The organism is Pseudazoarcus sp. NS34 (assembly GCF_059703725.1).
Genome location: NZ_BAAKIZ010000004.1, coordinates 125,425 through 139,623 on the forward strand (window position 1 = coordinate 125,425; position 14,199 = coordinate 139,623).

General features: G+C 65.8%; 12 protein-coding genes and 2 riboswitches. Of the genes, 9 read left to right on the forward strand and 3 right to left on the reverse strand.

Features of this window, described 5'->3' with window-relative positions; all coding sequences use genetic code 11:
- Positions 1-25: 25 nt before the first annotated feature.
- Positions 26-1,294, reverse strand: a complete 1,269-nt coding sequence (locus tag AC6H0N_RS13975) for an imelysin family protein (RefSeq protein WP_497574735.1) — start codon at positions 1,292-1,294, stop codon at positions 26-28.
- A 166-nt stretch (positions 1,295-1,460) separates the two neighbouring features.
- Here AC6H0N_RS13975 and AC6H0N_RS13980 point away from each other — a divergent pair, with 166 nt between their 5' ends.
- Entirely contained in the window at positions 1,461-2,678 is a 1,218-nt protein-coding gene (locus tag AC6H0N_RS13980) for an MFS transporter (RefSeq protein ID WP_497574736.1), read from the forward strand.
- Here the strand turns inward: AC6H0N_RS13980 and AC6H0N_RS13985 are convergent.
- Complete coding sequence (locus AC6H0N_RS13985; protein ID WP_497574737.1) at positions 2,675-3,970, reverse strand: carbonic anhydrase; 1,296 nt, start codon at positions 3,968-3,970, stop codon at positions 2,675-2,677. The genes AC6H0N_RS13980 and AC6H0N_RS13985 overlap by 4 nt on opposite strands.
- A gap of 93 nt (positions 3,971-4,063) precedes the next feature.
- Positions 4,064-4,194, forward strand: a riboswitch (yybP-ykoY riboswitch).
- Between the two features lie 90 nt (positions 4,195-4,284).
- On the opposite strand from AC6H0N_RS13985, the gene AC6H0N_RS13990 reads away from it, so the two are divergent.
- The 5 genes from AC6H0N_RS13990 to AC6H0N_RS14010 all read left to right on the forward strand — a co-directional run bounded on the left by AC6H0N_RS13990 (position 4,285) and on the right by AC6H0N_RS14010 (position 10,865).
- A complete protein-coding gene (locus AC6H0N_RS13990) occupies positions 4,285-4,875 on the forward strand; it encodes a TMEM165/GDT1 family protein (RefSeq protein ID WP_497574738.1) in 591 nt (196 codons plus the stop codon).
- 80 nt (positions 4,876-4,955) lie between these two features.
- A riboswitch (TPP riboswitch) is annotated at positions 4,956-5,057 on the forward strand.
- A gap of 59 nt (positions 5,058-5,116) precedes the next feature.
- Complete coding sequence (gene thiD, locus AC6H0N_RS13995; RefSeq protein ID WP_497574739.1) at positions 5,117-5,950, forward strand: bifunctional hydroxymethylpyrimidine kinase/phosphomethylpyrimidine kinase; 834 nt, start codon at positions 5,117-5,119, stop codon at positions 5,948-5,950.
- 146 nt (positions 5,951-6,096) lie between these two features.
- The gene (gene thiC / locus AC6H0N_RS14000; RefSeq protein ID WP_497574740.1) at positions 6,097-8,013 is read left to right on the forward strand and encodes a phosphomethylpyrimidine synthase ThiC; all 1,917 of its coding nucleotides are present in this window, start codon (positions 6,097-6,099) and stop codon (positions 8,011-8,013) included.
- A gap of 67 nt (positions 8,014-8,080) precedes the next feature.
- On the forward strand, positions 8,081-8,425 hold the full coding sequence (locus AC6H0N_RS14005; RefSeq protein ID WP_497574741.1) for a 4a-hydroxytetrahydrobiopterin dehydratase: 345 nt from the start codon (positions 8,081-8,083) through the stop codon (positions 8,423-8,425).
- A 157-nt stretch (positions 8,426-8,582) separates the two neighbouring features.
- Positions 8,583-10,865 (forward strand): putative bifunctional diguanylate cyclase/phosphodiesterase, encoded by a 2,283-nt coding sequence (locus tag AC6H0N_RS14010; protein WP_497574742.1) that lies wholly within the window; start codon positions 8,583-8,585, stop codon positions 10,863-10,865.
- Here the strand turns inward: AC6H0N_RS14010 and AC6H0N_RS14015 are convergent, their stop codons facing one another.
- A complete protein-coding gene (locus AC6H0N_RS14015) occupies positions 10,866-12,662 on the reverse strand; it encodes an SLC13 family permease (RefSeq protein ID WP_497574743.1) in 1,797 nt (598 codons plus the stop codon). It abuts the gene before it with no gap.
- A gap of 169 nt (positions 12,663-12,831) precedes the next feature.
- Between AC6H0N_RS14015 and AC6H0N_RS14020 the strand changes: the two genes are divergently transcribed.
- From AC6H0N_RS14020 to AC6H0N_RS14030, 3 genes are read left to right on the forward strand one after another with little or no spacing between them, the layout of a single operon-like run.
- Positions 12,832-13,356 carry a DUF2478 domain-containing protein gene (locus AC6H0N_RS14020; RefSeq protein WP_497574744.1) on the forward strand — a complete coding sequence of 175 codons (525 nt, stop codon included), beginning with the start codon at positions 12,832-12,834 and terminating at the stop codon, positions 13,354-13,356.
- A 6-nt stretch (positions 13,357-13,362) separates the two neighbouring features.
- On the forward strand, positions 13,363-13,620 hold the full coding sequence (locus tag AC6H0N_RS14025; RefSeq protein ID WP_497574745.1) for a YkgJ family cysteine cluster protein: 258 nt from the start codon (positions 13,363-13,365) through the stop codon (positions 13,618-13,620).
- The gene (locus AC6H0N_RS14030; protein WP_497574746.1) at positions 13,617-14,198 is read left to right on the forward strand and encodes a YqiA/YcfP family alpha/beta fold hydrolase; all 582 of its coding nucleotides are present in this window, start codon (positions 13,617-13,619) and stop codon (positions 14,196-14,198) included. Before AC6H0N_RS14025 ends, AC6H0N_RS14030 begins: the two co-directional genes overlap by 4 nt.
- Position 14,199 lies beyond the last annotated feature (1 nt).

Genomic DNA, 14,199 nt, shown 5'->3' on the forward strand with positions numbered 1-14,199 from the left:
GGGCCAAGCTGGCCCCGCACGAGAATTACTGGAACACCGCTTCCGGGTTGTCGAGGCTGTCCGAGCCTTCGATCTGGATGGGCTGCAGCGCCAGCGCGGTGACCACACGCTCGATGCTGCGCGTCTGCACCGTCAGCGCGTCGATGGCGGCCTGGATCAAGGCGTGGCCGGCGGTGTTGCCGGCGGCGATGAGCTGATCGTAAGCCTCGCCCGCCTCGGCGCGCGCCTTGATGGCAGCCAGTGCCGCGAGGCTGGCGTTGAGCCGGCTGCGCATCTCGGCGTCGAGCGTGACATCGGCTGCGGCAGCCAGTGCCGACAGGCTCGGCCCCTGCAGCTGCGTACCATCCCGGCGCTGGTATTCGCCGAGATACACCGCGCGCATGCCGACGACGTCGTAGTAGTGCGAGTTGTGGGTATTGTCGGAGAAGCAGTCGTGCTCCTCTTCCGGATCGCCGAGGATCAGGCCGAGCTTCATGCGCTCGCCGGCCAGTTCGCCGTAGGACAGGCTGCCCAGGCCGGTCAGCGCCATCGACAGACCGCGCGCCGGGTCCGCCGTGACGGCCTGGCGGGCCTCGCCGTCGGCACCCCATTGCGCCACGATCCATTCCAGATCGTCGATCAGCAGTTCGGTGGCCACTTCCAGATAGCGTGCGCGGCGCTCGCAGTTGCCGCCGGTGCACTGCGCACCCTGCGCGTAGTCGGTCCACGGACGCTTGCCGGCCCCCGGCCCGTTACCGTTGAGGTCCTGACCCCACAGCAGGAATTCGATGGCGTGATAGCCGGTCGCGACGTTGGCCTCAACCCCGCCCATCTCGTGCAGCCGCTCGGTGAGCAGCTCCTTGGTGATCTCGCCGGTGTCGACCACATCAGCGCCGAAACGGATCTCGGTGTTACCGATGACGTTGGCGGCGTACAGCGGGTTCTCGTCCGAAGCCGTGCCGTAGGAAGCATCCACGTAGTCGATCAGGCCCTCGTCGAGCGGCCAGGCGTTAACCTTGCCTTCCCAGGCATCGACCACCGGGTTGCCGAAGCGATAGACCTCGGTCTGCTGATACGGCACGCGGGCCGCCAGCCAGGCGCTTCGGGCCGTCTGCAAACTGTCCTGCGACGGCGTTTCGACCAGCGCCCGCACAGCGCCCTGCAGCTCGCGCGCGGCGCTCAACGAATCGGCGTACATGGCTTGAGCGAGATCGGCGTAGTGGGTGACGACTGCGGCACGCTCAACCGCCAGCACGGGCGCGGCGACGGAAAACACTGCGGCGGCCAGCAGGCCTCGGGCGGAACGGACGAACATGGTCAGGAACTCTCCTAGGCAGCGACGCAATGGGTGCGTCGACAGGGACGGCAGGAGGTCGCGAGAATAACACAGTATTGCGACTCATTCTTATTTGCACTGCGACTCGACCCGCCGTATATCGAGTGCGGCGGGCTAAGATGCGGCACGCCCCGAGGACTGCCGCATGACCGCCTCCTGCCCACCCCCAGCCACACCACCGCTGTGGCGCCACGTCGTGATGCTCGGCATTACGCAGGTCATTGCATGGGGCACGCTCACCTACGGCATTGCCGTGCTGGCCCCGTCCATCTCGGCCGAGCTGGGCATGAGCACCAGCATGGTGTTCGGCGCCTTCTCGCTCGGACTAGGCTTCTCGGGGCTGGCCGCGCCAGCCGTTGGCCGCGCCATCGACCGCATCGGTGGCGGCAAGGTGATGGCCGGTGGCTCGCTGCTCGCAGCGCTTGCCATGGCCATGGTCGCGCTGTCGGACGGGCCGATGCTGTTCTTCCTCAGCTGGATCATTGCCGGCCTGGCGATGGCGGCCAATCTGTACGACGCGGCCTTTGCCGCATTGAGCCAGTTCGCCGGCTCGCGCTACCGCCAGGCGCTGACCGTGCTGACGTTGATGGGCGGGCTGGCCAGCACGGTGTTCTGGCCGCTGGCGTGGTGGATCGACGAGTTCGCCGGCTGGCGAACGGCCTTCTGGGTGTTTGCCGCGCTGCATCTGCTGCTGTGCCTGCCGTTGCATCTGTTGCTGCCCAGACTTCGCCGCAAACCAAAGGCCGAAAAAGCAGCGCCTCCGGTTCAGCCCTCTCCCGAAGCCGGCGCCGCCCAGCGCAGGCAACTCCTGTGGCTGGCCAGCGCCTTCACGCTGGCGGCCTTTGTGGTGTCGGGCATGGCCGCGCATGTGGTTGGCGCGCTGCGCGCCAGCGGCCTGGAAGCCGCCACGGCCATTGCCGCGGCCTCGCTGATCGGGCCGATGCAGGTGCTCGGACGGATTCTGGAGTTTGTCTTTGCACGCAATCTGCCGGCCGTGCGCGTGGGCCTGGCCTCGCTGGTGACGATGGGGCTGGCCATGTTGCTGCTGGGCGTGGCAGGCGTCGCGCCGTGGCTGGCCTTTGCCTGCGCGTGCATCTACGGGCTGGCCAACGGGATATTGAGCATCGTGCGTGGCACGGTGCCAGCCGAGTTGTTCGGGCGCGAAGCCTACGGGAGTTTGATGGGCCGTCTGGCCCAGCCGGCGTTCTTCGCCAAGGCCGTCGCGCCGCTGGCGGTGGCCTTGCTGATCGGCGCCAACGAGGCCTACGGCCGCATGGCGCTGCTGTTCGTGGCGTTGATGCTGGCGGCGGGCGTGGCTTACATCGTGGCGACGCGGCGCCCGCAACAGAGCACGCGCGTCTAGCGCGACTCCAGCACGCGACGATCGAAACCGTCCTGCAGCGGGCGCGCACTCGGCGGATGCAGCTGGGCGATGATGCCAAGCTGCTCCCACGATACGTTCATGGGCTGTTTCATGACCACGCGCAGCACGCCCTCGGTGCATGGTGGTGAAGTCAGCGAGCCCACATAGAGAAAGTGGGCCGGGTCGGCCGGCAACAGCGGACGCAGGTCTACGCCGAACTCGGGCGCGTATTGCCCGCCGCGTTCCAGCGGCAGGCTGGACAGCCAGGTATTGAGCACCGGATTGGGCGTGGTGCCCACGCGAAACTGCACCGACACCACCGCCAGACGCCCGTCGGCGGCACGATGATGCAGGTCGACCGACAGGTCATGAATGACGCCGTCTACTCGCGCCTCGCCGGGACGGTGCAGCTCGATATAGATGAGCTCGAAGCGCTCGCCGCGAATGCGCGCGCTCAGGCCCTCACCGGTCTGGATGCGCAGCAGGCGGCCGGTATCGACCACGCTGAAGAAGGTCGGACGATAGTCGAATTCGACCGGCTCCAGATTCACCACCAGACCCGACTGCAGATCAAGCGGCGACTGGCGCCGACCGGTCGCGCAGGCAACCCATTCCGGACGCAGCTTGCCCCACATCGGCGGGCCATTGGTCTCGTTGTAGCTCCATTCGGCCAGGGGGTGGCGCGATGCGGGGGCGGGCTTGGCTGGCGGCGCGGGCGGGCGGGCAGGCGCGGACTCTGCGCGTGGCAGCGCAGCCGGCGCGGAGGACGCAGCGCCCGCTGACGCTGGCGGCGGGCTTGCCGGTGCAGAGGCCGACGGCACGGCCGCAGGCGGCAGGCTCTGCAGCGCAGCCGCCAGGCGATCGGCCTCGTCGGCCAGTGAGGTCAGGTCGCCAGTGCTTGGCGGACGGCAGATCTCGCGCCAAAGACGATCATCGACACCTCCCGGAGCCACCGGACGCATCACCTGATCGCGCACCTCGTCCTCGCGCACCACGATGCTGCGCTGATCCACATAGCGGCGACGGATGGTGGTGAAGCCGCGGTTCAGGCAGTCGTAGCGGTTGAGCGCCATCACCGACGAATAGCCCGCACGTGCAGCCTCTTCAGGGGACAGCACCAGGCGCGCCCAACCCACCTTGGTGCCGGCGTCCGACAGGATCACGCTGCCGGGGTCAATCTGGATCTCGCGACTGCCGTCACGCGACACCGTCACCCAGTCGTCAACGGCAAACACCGTCAGCGGCAGAGCAAGGGCGAACGCCGCAAGCGTGCGGCCAAGACAGGAGGGCATGTCGATCCGTCGTGAAGGAGTGAGCGGGCTTCCAAGTCCTACAACGGCTCGCGCGGCGGATTTCTTTAGCGCCGACAGCGAATCAAGTAGAATCCGCTCCGTCATCGGGGAGTAGCCGCTTCCGCTCCGGCGGAAGGAATGCGTCAACATGCTTGTCCATCGGACATGGCGCATTCAGCCCGAGGCGTCGCTCGCGCACGTCCTAGCTTCGCGCGCCGACCCTCCAGCCTGGCAAGACCGCTGGCCGTACGCACTCCGCTGTTCGGGCCGGGAGTGCGTCGGTCATCGGTTCACACCACGGCCCGGAGGACCTCATGAATTTCACCGCACAGCCCTTCGACGCATTCCTGGTTTCGACCGGCATCGTCGCGCTCGCCGAAATCGGCGACAAAACCCAACTGCTGGCTTTCATGCTGGCCGCGCGCTATCGCCGCGCCGGCCCCATCGTGCTCGGCATCTTCGTGGCGACGATCGCCAACCACGCGTTTGCCGGTGCGGTCGGCACCTGGCTCACGCAGTTGCTGGGGCCCGACGTGCTGCGCTGGGTGCTTGGCATCGGCTTTCTGGCGATGGCGGTGTGGACCCTGATTCCAGACAAGCTCGATGCCGACGATGTGCAACTCAAGAGCGGCATGGGCGTGTTCACGACAACACTTATCGCCTTCTTCCTTGCCGAGATGGGCGACAAGACCCAGGTCGCCACGGTTGCGCTGGCCGCGCAGTACGAGGCCTTCGTGGCCGTCGTGCTCGGCACCACGCTGGGCATGATGATCGCCAACGTGCCGGCGGTACTGGTCGGCGACCGTCTGGCGCACCGCATGCCCATCCGGCTGATCCACGCAATCGCTGCTGCGCTGTTTGCGGTGCTCGGCGTCGTCGCCCTGAGCGGGGCCTGGCAGGGCTGAAACGCCGCCCGAACGACGTTTTGACGGCAAAATCTTGATCTGTGTGGTTGTCAGCACCCGGCGTGCTGAGATAGTCTTCGCACCTTCGTTGGGGGTGCCCGCAATCGCTTGAGCGGGCTGAGAAAATACCCTTGGAACCTGAACCGGTTAGCACCGGCGTAGGAAAACGCGCAATGAACGCCTGCTCTACTCCGCTCCGCGGCCTGCCCGCCCAGCCCCCTCGTTCGACAGGGGGCCAGCAATGACCCGCAGCATTCCGAACGTTGTCAGCATCGCTGGCGTAGACCCCAGCGGTGGCGCCGGGGTCCTGGCTGATCTCAAGGCCTTTTCGGCGCTGGGCGCCTATGGCTGCGGCGTCATTGCCGCACTCACCGCCCAGAACACCCAAGCCGTCACCGGTGTACACACGCCGCCGATCGACTTCCTGCGTCTGCAGATCGACACCCTGTTTGCGGATGTCGAAATCCACGCCGTCAAGCTGGGCATGCTCGGCACCGCCGACATCGTGCGCACCGTGGCCGACCGTCTCGAGCACTTCAAGGCATCGTTCGTGGTGTGCGACCCGGTGATGGTGGCCAAGAGCGGCGATCACCTGCTGGCACGCGAAGCCGTGGCCATGCTGCGTGAGGCACTGCTGCCGCAAAGCTTCATGATCACCCCGAACCTGCCCGAAGCCGGCGTGCTGCTCGAATGCAGCGAGCCCGACTCGGTCAAGGCCATGTATCGCGCCGCCGAACGCCTGCGCGAACTGCTGCCGACCACGTCCCAGCGCTGGGTGCTGCTCAAGGGCGGCCACCTGCCCGGCGGCGAGCTGATGGACCTGCTGTTCGACGGCGATCGCATGATCGAACTGCCGGCACAGCGCATCGAAACCAAGAACACCCACGGCACGGGCTGCACCCTGTCCTCCGCCATCGCAGCCCTGCTGCCTCAGTCCGCCGGGGGCCTCGCCCCGGTCGAAACCGCGGTACGCAGCGCACGCGACTATCTGCTGCGCGCCATTGCCGCATCCGGCCAGCTCTCGGTCGGCAGCGGCCACGGCCCGGTACACCACTTCCACGCTCTGTGGCGCTGACGCGCCGCTGATTGCTGGTTCGCGGCCGCCCTGGCCGCTCGTCCGGGTGTACTGATGCACAACACAAGCACATGCGCGTACGCGTGCGCATTCCGCCCGGCTCCTCGTCGCCATTCACATGGCATACAACGCTGCAGGAGACGTTCATGAACGCCAATGAGAAATTCATCGCCGCCAACGCCCACGTGGACGCGGCCGCAGTCGCGCCGCTACCCAATTCACGCAAGGTCTACGTCCAGGGTTCGCGCTCCGACATCCGCGTGCCAATGCGCGAGATCACGCAGAGCGACACCTCGGAATCCATGGGTTTCGAGCACAACCCGCCGGTCTATGTGTATGACTGTTCGGGGCCCTACACCGACCCGAATGCCCGCATCGACGTTCGCTCGGGCCTGCCTGCACTGCGTCAGGCCTGGATAGCGGAGCGCGGTGATACCGAGCAACTGGCCGACCTCAGTTCCGAGTTCGGCCGCCTGCGCGCTGCCGACAAGTCGCTGGATGAGTTGCGCTTCCCGGACCTGCACCGCCAGCCGCTGCGCGCCAGGGCCGGCGCAAATGTCACGCAGATGCACTACGCGCGCCAGGGCATCATCACGCCGGAGATGGAGTTCATCGCCATCCGCGAGAACCTGAACCGCGAGCAGTACATCGAGTCGCTGCGCGCGGCCGGCCCCAAGGGCGAGAAGATGGCCGCGATGATGCTGCGCCAGCACCCCGGCCAGAGCTACGGCGCCAGCCTGCCGCAGACCATCACGCCGGAATTCGTGCGTGACGAGGTCGCGCGCGGACGCGCCATCATCCCGGCCAACATCAACCACCCCGAATCCGAGCCGATGATCATCGGCCGCAACTTCCTCGTGAAGATCAACGGCAACATCGGCAATTCGGCCGTGAGCTCATCGATCTCCGAGGAAGTCGACAAGATGACCTGGGGCATCCGCTGGGGCTCGGACACGGTCATGGATCTGTCCACCGGCAAGAACATCCACGAGACGCGCGAGTGGATCATCCGCAACAGCCCGGTGCCGATCGGCACGGTGCCGATCTATCAGGCGCTGGAGAAGGTCGACGGAAAAGCCGAAGAGCTGACCTGGGAAATCTTCAAGGACACGCTGATCGAGCAGGCCGAACAGGGCGTGGACTACTTCACCATCCACGCCGGCGTGCTGCTGCGCTACGTGCCGATGACCGCCAACCGCCTCACCGGCATCGTGTCGCGCGGCGGCTCGATCATGGCCAAGTGGTGTCTGGCGCACCACAAGGAAAGCTTCCTCTACACGCACTTCGAGGAAATCTGCGAAATCATGAAGGCCTACGACGTGAGCTTCTCGCTCGGCGACGGCCTGCGCCCCGGCTCGATCTATGACGCCAATGACGAAGCGCAACTGGGTGAGCTAAAGACGCTGGGCGAGCTGACCCAGGTGGCGTGGAAGCACGACTGCCAGGTCATGATCGAAGGGCCGGGCCACGTGCCGATGCAGCTCATCAAGGAGAACATGGATCTGCAGCTCGACTGGTGCAAGGAAGCGCCGTTCTACACGCTGGGACCGCTGACCACCGACATCGCGCCGGGCTATGACCACATCACCTCGGGCATCGGCGCCGCGCAGATCGGCTGGTACGGCACGGCCATGCTTTGCTACGTAACGCCCAAGGAGCACCTCGGCCTGCCGAACAAGGACGACGTGAAGGACGGCATCATCACCTACAAGCTCGCCGCCCACGCCGCCGACCTGGCCAAGGGGCACCCGGGCGCGCAGATCCGCGACAACGCACTGTCCAAAGCGCGCTTCGAATTCCGCTGGGAAGACCAGTTCAACCTCGGCCTCGACCCGGACCGCGCGCGCAGCTTCCACGATGAGACGCTACCCAAGGACTCGGCCAAGGTCGCCCACTTCTGCTCCATGTGCGGCCCGCACTTCTGCTCGATGAAGATCACTCAGGATGTGCGCGAATACGCCGCTCAACAGGGAGTCGACGAGCAGGCGGCGCTGAACAAGGGCATGCAGGAGAAGTCCATCGAGTTCGTGAAGACCGGCGCCAGGGTCTATCACAACATCTGACGCGGCTTTTTCATCGGTAATCAATGGGCCGCCGTGAGCGGCCCGTTTCCATCTGGAGGACAGAAACATGGACAACGAACTCAGCACTCGCAGCTGCACCCCGTGCCAGGGTGGCATTCCGCCACTCGGACCGAGCCGCGCGAAGGAACTGCTCGCCTCAACCCCCGGCTGGAGCCTGCTCGACGAAGTACGCCGGCTGGAGAAGCGCTATACCTTCAGCAACTTCCGCGAGGCGCTGGATTTCGTCACGCGCCTGGGCGAGCTGTCCGACCGGCAGGGCCATCACCCTGACATTTCCTTTGGCTGGGGCTGGGCGACGGTGTCGTGGCAGACCAAGAAGATCAAGGGCCTGCACGAGAACGACTTCATCATGGCCGCCCGAACAGACCGGCTTGAAACGCCCCGAAATTAGCCGGGGATACCTATAAACCACACCTGCGCGCAGCCAACGCAATCCGTACTTGTCCCTACAACGGATTCCGATAGACTCGGTTGCCGCCCCAGCCGGAACTTGATTGATGCACTCCCAGCACCACCTCCCCACCAATCCAAAACGGATGTACTGACCCATGTGGTCGCCGGTGCTCGCCGCGCTGCTCTACAACGCTGCCCTGCTGCTGGCGATGGTGCTCGTGTTCGAGCTGGCCACCGGGCGCTTCCGGCTCGACCGCAGCCGCCGCACGCAGTTGCTGATCGGCGGCGTGCTGGGCCTGATCGCAATCGGCGTGATGAAAGCCCCTTTGGTGCTGACCGAGGGCGTGGTCTTCGATACGCGTACCGTCATTTTCGGCATGTCGGGGCTGTTCTTCGGCGCGTTGCCGACGGCCGTGGCCGCAGTGATTGCCGGCGCCTACCGCTACAGCCTGGGTGGTGGCGGCGCCCTCACCGGCATCCTCACCATCCTTGCCGCCTCGCTAATCGGCATATTGTGGCGCGCACGCATGCGCGGTCCGCTGGAAGACATGCGCGGGCGCGAGCTGTATGCGCTGGGCATCGTCGTGCACGCAGCCATGATCGCGCTGATGATGACGCTGCCGGGCGGCGCCGGCCCGGCCGTGATTGCTGCCATCGGCCTGCCGGTGATGATCGTGCACCCGGCAGCCACCGCCGCGCTGGGCATGCTGCTGGCCAACCGCCTGCGCCGCGACCGCAGCGAGCATGAGCTCGAGAAGAACGAGGCCTTGTACCGGTCATTGGTCGACAGCCTGCCGCAGAACATCTTCCGCTACGACCTCGAAGGGCGCATCACCTTCGCCAACAAGGTGTTCCAGGAAACGATCGGCAAAAGCGAGCAAGAGCTGATCGGCATGAGCGTCTATGCCCTGGCCCCGCCGGAGCTGGCCCAGCACTACCGCTCGATCGACGCCGAAGTGATCAGTTCGGGAGAATCGGTTTCACTCACCGCCACCCACCCGTCGGGCCGCACTGGCGAAATCGTGCACGTGGAAATCGTCAAGGCGCCGATTCGCGGCGCCGACGGCACTATCGAGGGCCTGCAGTGCGCAGTGGTGGACGTGACCGACCGCAAGCAGACCGAAGAGCGCATCCATCGCCTGGCTTATTACGACACGCTCACCGGCCTGCCCAACCGCAGCCTGCTGATGGACCGTCTGACGCAGGGTCTCACCGCTCACCTGCGCAGCAATCAGATCGAAGCCTTGATGCTGCTCAACATCAATCGCTTCAAGATCATCAACGACGCGCGCGGCTACCGCGTCGGCGACGCCTTGCTGGCCGCCTTCAGCGCACGCCTGGAAGGCCTGCTGCACGGCGGCGACACGCTGGCACGCATGACCGGTGACGAGTTCGCGATCTTGCTGCCGGACACCTCGGGCAATCCCGACCGCGCGAGCCGCCGCGCCTTGAGCGTGGCCGAGAAAATTCACTCCGGATTGCGCGAGTCGCTGGCCATTGATGGCGAGGAGTTCGCGCTGACGGTCAGCATCGGCATCACGCTGTTTCCCGAAAGCGGGCCGGAAGAGTCGCCGGAAACCATCCTGCGTCGTGCCGACACGGCGCTGCATCGGGCCAAGGCCGCGGGCGCGGAGCAGACGGCCTTCTTCGATATCGTCATGGGTGAATCAGCCGCCCAGAGCTTCCGCGTCGAACGCGATCTGCGTCAGGCGCTGGCCGACGGGCAGTTGCGCCTGTTCCTGCAATCGCAGGTGCATGCCGAACGCGGCGTGGTCGGCGCCGAGGTGCTGGTGCGCTGGCAGCACCCGCAGCGCGGCCTGCTCAGCCCGGCAGAGTTCATCCCGATGGCCGAGGAATCCGGCTTGATCGTGCCGCTCGGCGCCTGGGTGATGACCGAGGCCTGTTCGCTGATGGCGCTCGAAGCGCGCGCCGGACGCACGCTACGACTATCGGTCAACGTCAGCCCGCGCCACTTCCGCCAGCGCGACTTCGTGGTGTGGCTCAAGGCCGTGCTGAACGATACCGGCGCCAACCCGCGGCACCTGACGCTGGAAATCACCGAGGGGCTGTTCATCCACAACATCACCGAGATCGCCCAGCGCATGAACGAACTGGCCACCCTCGGCGTACGCTTCTCGATCGACGATTTCGGCACCGGCTACTCGTCGCTGTCCTATCTCAAGCGCTTGCCGATCCACGAACTGAAGATCGACCAGAGCTTCATCCAGGACGCCCCGCAAGACCCCAACGACGCGGCGCTGGTCGAAACCATCCTGTCGGTGGCCGGCCACCTGCAGCTCGACGTGGTGGCCGAGGGCATCGAAACGCGCGAGCAGGCCGACTTCCTCGCCAGCCGCGCGACCATCGTGCATCAGGGTTTCTATTACGGCCGCCCGACTGCCGCCCGCGCATGGCTGGACGGTCGGCCGGGCGCCTGATCAGGCCGGCACGAGCGGCCAGAAGAACGGAATCATCACGCTCGCCAACACCCACACGATGAGATTCATCGGCACGCCCAGCCGCGCGAAGTCGGCAAAACGGTAGTTGCCGGCGTTGTACACCAAGGTGTTGGTCTGGTAGCCGATGGGGGTCGCAAAGCTCGCGCTGGCGGCAAACATCACGCCGACCACGAAGGGCCGCGGGTCGACACCCAACTGCTGCGCCACGCCGATCACCACCGGCGTAAACAACACCGCCACGGCGTTGTTGCTGACGAACTCGGTGGTGATCGAGGTCAGCAGAATCACCAGCGCAAGCATCATCCACGGGCTGAGTCCGTCGCCGGCCACCACCAGACCGCGCGCCAGCAGGTCGGCCAAGCCGGAATCGCGCATCGCGATCGACAGCGCGAGCATGCCGAAGATCAGCACGATGATTGGCCAATCGATGGATTTCCAGGCCTCGTCCGAGCGGATGCAGCCGGTGGCAATGACCACCGCCGCACCGATCATCGCCAGCCCTTCGATGGGCATGACGTTAAAGGCCGCCAGCAGCATCACGCCGACGATGGTGGCGAGCGCGATCGGCGCTTTCTTCGGGCGGTTGGCGGGCGCCTTGCCGTCGGTGATGGCGAACAGGTCGCCGTTCTCGCAGAAGCGCTTGATCTGGCCGGGCGTACCTTCGACCAGCAACACGTCGCCGAACTGCAGTTGGAAGTCGTCGCCGATGTCCTCGATCGATGCGTTCTTGCGATGCACCGCGATCAGGTGGATGCCGTAGCGCGCCGCCAGATCGAGGTCGCGGATCGGCCGCTGCACATAGCGCGAGGTCGAGCCGACAATCGCCTCGACCATCACCACGCCGCGCCGACGCAAGGTTTCCAGATCGTGCTCGCCGCCGGGCATCTTCAGCCCCACCAGATCGCTGCTGCGCAGATCCATCATGCCCTTGCTGCGGCTGTGCACGACCAAGCGGTCGCCGACCACCAGCAGGGTGCCGGGCGACGGCGACGAGATCTCGTCGTCTCCACGGAACAGCGTCAACACCTTGATCACCCCGTTCGACAGGCGCGCCTCCTTCAAGGTGCGGCCGGCCAGGCGCGAACCTTCGGGCACGAACAGCTCGGTCATGAACAGACGATCGCCACTGCCGGTGAATTGCTGCGTCAGCGTCTCGCGGCTGGGCAGCCAACGCGGCGCAAAGAAGTACATGAAGGCGCAGCCGACCAGCGCCAGCACAATGGCCGGAGCGCTGATCTCGAACATGCGGAAGGGCTCCAGCCCCATGTTGCGCGCCACGCCATCGACCAGGATGTTGGTCGAGGTGCCGACCATTGTGATCAGCCCGCCCAGAATGGTCGCGTAGGACAGCGGAATCAGCAGGCGCGACGGCGCGATGTTGTGGCGCGCGGTAATCGCGATCACCGCCGGAATCATCACCATCACCACCGGCGTGTTGTTGATGAAGGGCGACACCACCACGCCCACGCCAAGCATGGCCAGCAGCAGACGCCGCTCGCTGTTGCCGGCCAGCGCCGCCAGCCACTCGCCGAGACGGTCCACGCAACCGGTGCGGGCCAATGCGCCGCTGATGATGAACAGGCAGGCGATGGTGACCGGCGCACTGTTGCCGAAGACGCCCAGCACCTGCCCCGGCTTGAGCAGCCCGAGCGCCAGCAGCAGGGCGACCGCGCACATTACCGCAACCTCGGGCTTGAACCATTCGCGCACGAAAGCGGCGAACAGCATGACCAGCGTCAGGCCTACGATGGCAGCGTGCAGTGATTCCGGAACCATGGAGCGCCCTTGCGCGGGGGATGGACAGGCCTCGCACATTAGCCGCATGCCCTGCAAGCTCAAAAGAATTTGATATTCAGTTTTTATATGTTTTTGAGCATATGCCGACGGGCGTCGCAGCCGACGCCTGCGGATGCGACAATCGCGCCATCACATGCACACTTGCACCATGACCGACGACGCCCCCGCCCCGCTTGCCGCGATCCTGTACACCCCGGACGATCCGGTCGAAGACTTGATGCTCGAGGTGGCTCACCTGCTCGCTCAGCGCGGCCTGAAGCTGGGCGGTGTGCTGCAGCACGACATCGGCATGGAAATTGAAGACCCCTGTGCGATGGAGCTGGAGAACCTTGCCAGCGGCGAGCGCTTCTCACTGTCACAAGAGCTCGGCCGCGGTTCGGAAGCCTGCCGGCTCGACCCGGCGTCGCTGGCACACGCCGCGGTAGCCATTCGCCGCGCGGTCACCGACGGCGCACAACTGATCTGCGTGAACAAGTTCGGCGCCCAGGAAGCGTTGGGCAGCGGGCTGCGCGAGGAAATCGGTCTGGTCGTGGCGGCCGGCATTCCGTTGCTCACCGCCGTCGGCAAGCGCTTCCAGCCGGAATGGCAGGAGTTTTCCGGCGGCTACGGCGAACTGCTGCCGCCCGAGCGCGAGGCCATTCTGGCCTGGTGTCTGCGCGTCTGCGCGGGCTGACCCGGTATGGACTGCCGTTCAAGCTGTGGCGCGTGCTGCATCGCCCCCTCGATTTCCAGCGCCATTCCCGGCATGCCAAAGGGCAAGCCGGCAGGCGTGCCGTGCATCCAGCTGGACGAAGAGCTGCGCTGCCGCATCTTCGGCCAGCCCGAACGCCCGGCCTGCTGCAGCGGGCTTACTCCGTCCGATGAAATGTGCGGCGCAGAACGCAGCTACGCGCTGAACTGGCTCACCCGTCTCGAACTCGACACCACTCCGCAATGATCATCTACCTGCACGGTTTTCGCTCGGCCCCGGCCTCGAACAAGGCGCGAACACTCCAGCAACGCATGCAACAGCGCAACCTCGCCGATGCCTTCTGGTGCGAACAATTGCCGCATGTTCCGGCGCATGCGCTCGCGCTCATCGAGCACGCCATTCTGGAGGCGTACGAGCGCAGTCCGGATCGCCCACCAACGCTGGTCGGCAGTTCGCTGGGGGGCTACTACGCGACTTTTCTGGCCGAGCGGCATTCGCTACGGGCCGCCGTGGTCAATCCGGCCGTGGTCGCGCCAATCGATCTCGCGCCGTGGATCGGCACCCAGACCAATCTGTACACCAATGAATCCTTCGACTTCACGCTGGAGCACATCGACCAGCTGCGCGCGCTGGACACCGGCCCGCTGGGCGACCCGTCACGCTACTGGCTGCTGGCCGAGAAGGGAGACGAGGTGCTGGATTATCGCCACGCGCTCGAAAAATACCGCGGCGCCCGCCAGACCGTTCTGGATGGCGGGGACCACGGTTTCTCACGCTGGAACGACTACCTCGACGACATCATCGACTTCGCCGGCCTGGGCTGAG

Bases quoted from the DNA above. Each gene is read 5' to 3' on its own strand.
- AC6H0N_RS13975 (WP_497574735.1), bottom strand. From the start codon at position 1,294: ATGTTCGTCCGTTCCGCCCGAGGCCTGCTGGCCGCCGCAGTGTTTTCC.
- AC6H0N_RS13980 (WP_497574736.1), top strand. From the start codon at position 1,461: ATGACCGCCTCCTGCCCACCCCCAGCCACACCACCGCTGTGGCGCCAC.
- AC6H0N_RS13985 (WP_497574737.1), bottom strand. From the start codon at position 3,970: ATGCCCTCCTGTCTTGGCCGCACGCTTGCGGCGTTCGCCCTTGCTCTG.
- AC6H0N_RS13990 (WP_497574738.1), top strand. From the start codon at position 4,285: ATGAATTTCACCGCACAGCCCTTCGACGCATTCCTGGTTTCGACCGGC.
- thiD (WP_497574739.1), top strand. From the start codon at position 5,117: ATGACCCGCAGCATTCCGAACGTTGTCAGCATCGCTGGCGTAGACCCC.
- thiC (WP_497574740.1), top strand. From the start codon at position 6,097: ATGAACGCCAATGAGAAATTCATCGCCGCCAACGCCCACGTGGACGCG.
- AC6H0N_RS14005 (WP_497574741.1), top strand. From the start codon at position 8,081: ATGGACAACGAACTCAGCACTCGCAGCTGCACCCCGTGCCAGGGTGGC.
- AC6H0N_RS14010 (WP_497574742.1), top strand. From the start codon at position 8,583: ATGTGGTCGCCGGTGCTCGCCGCGCTGCTCTACAACGCTGCCCTGCTG.
- AC6H0N_RS14015 (WP_497574743.1), bottom strand. From the start codon at position 12,662: ATGGTTCCGGAATCACTGCACGCTGCCATCGTAGGCCTGACGCTGGTC.
- AC6H0N_RS14020 (WP_497574744.1), top strand. From the start codon at position 12,832: ATGACCGACGACGCCCCCGCCCCGCTTGCCGCGATCCTGTACACCCCG.
- AC6H0N_RS14025 (WP_497574745.1), top strand. From the start codon at position 13,363: ATGGACTGCCGTTCAAGCTGTGGCGCGTGCTGCATCGCCCCCTCGATT.
- AC6H0N_RS14030 (WP_497574746.1), top strand. From the start codon at position 13,617: ATGATCATCTACCTGCACGGTTTTCGCTCGGCCCCGGCCTCGAACAAG.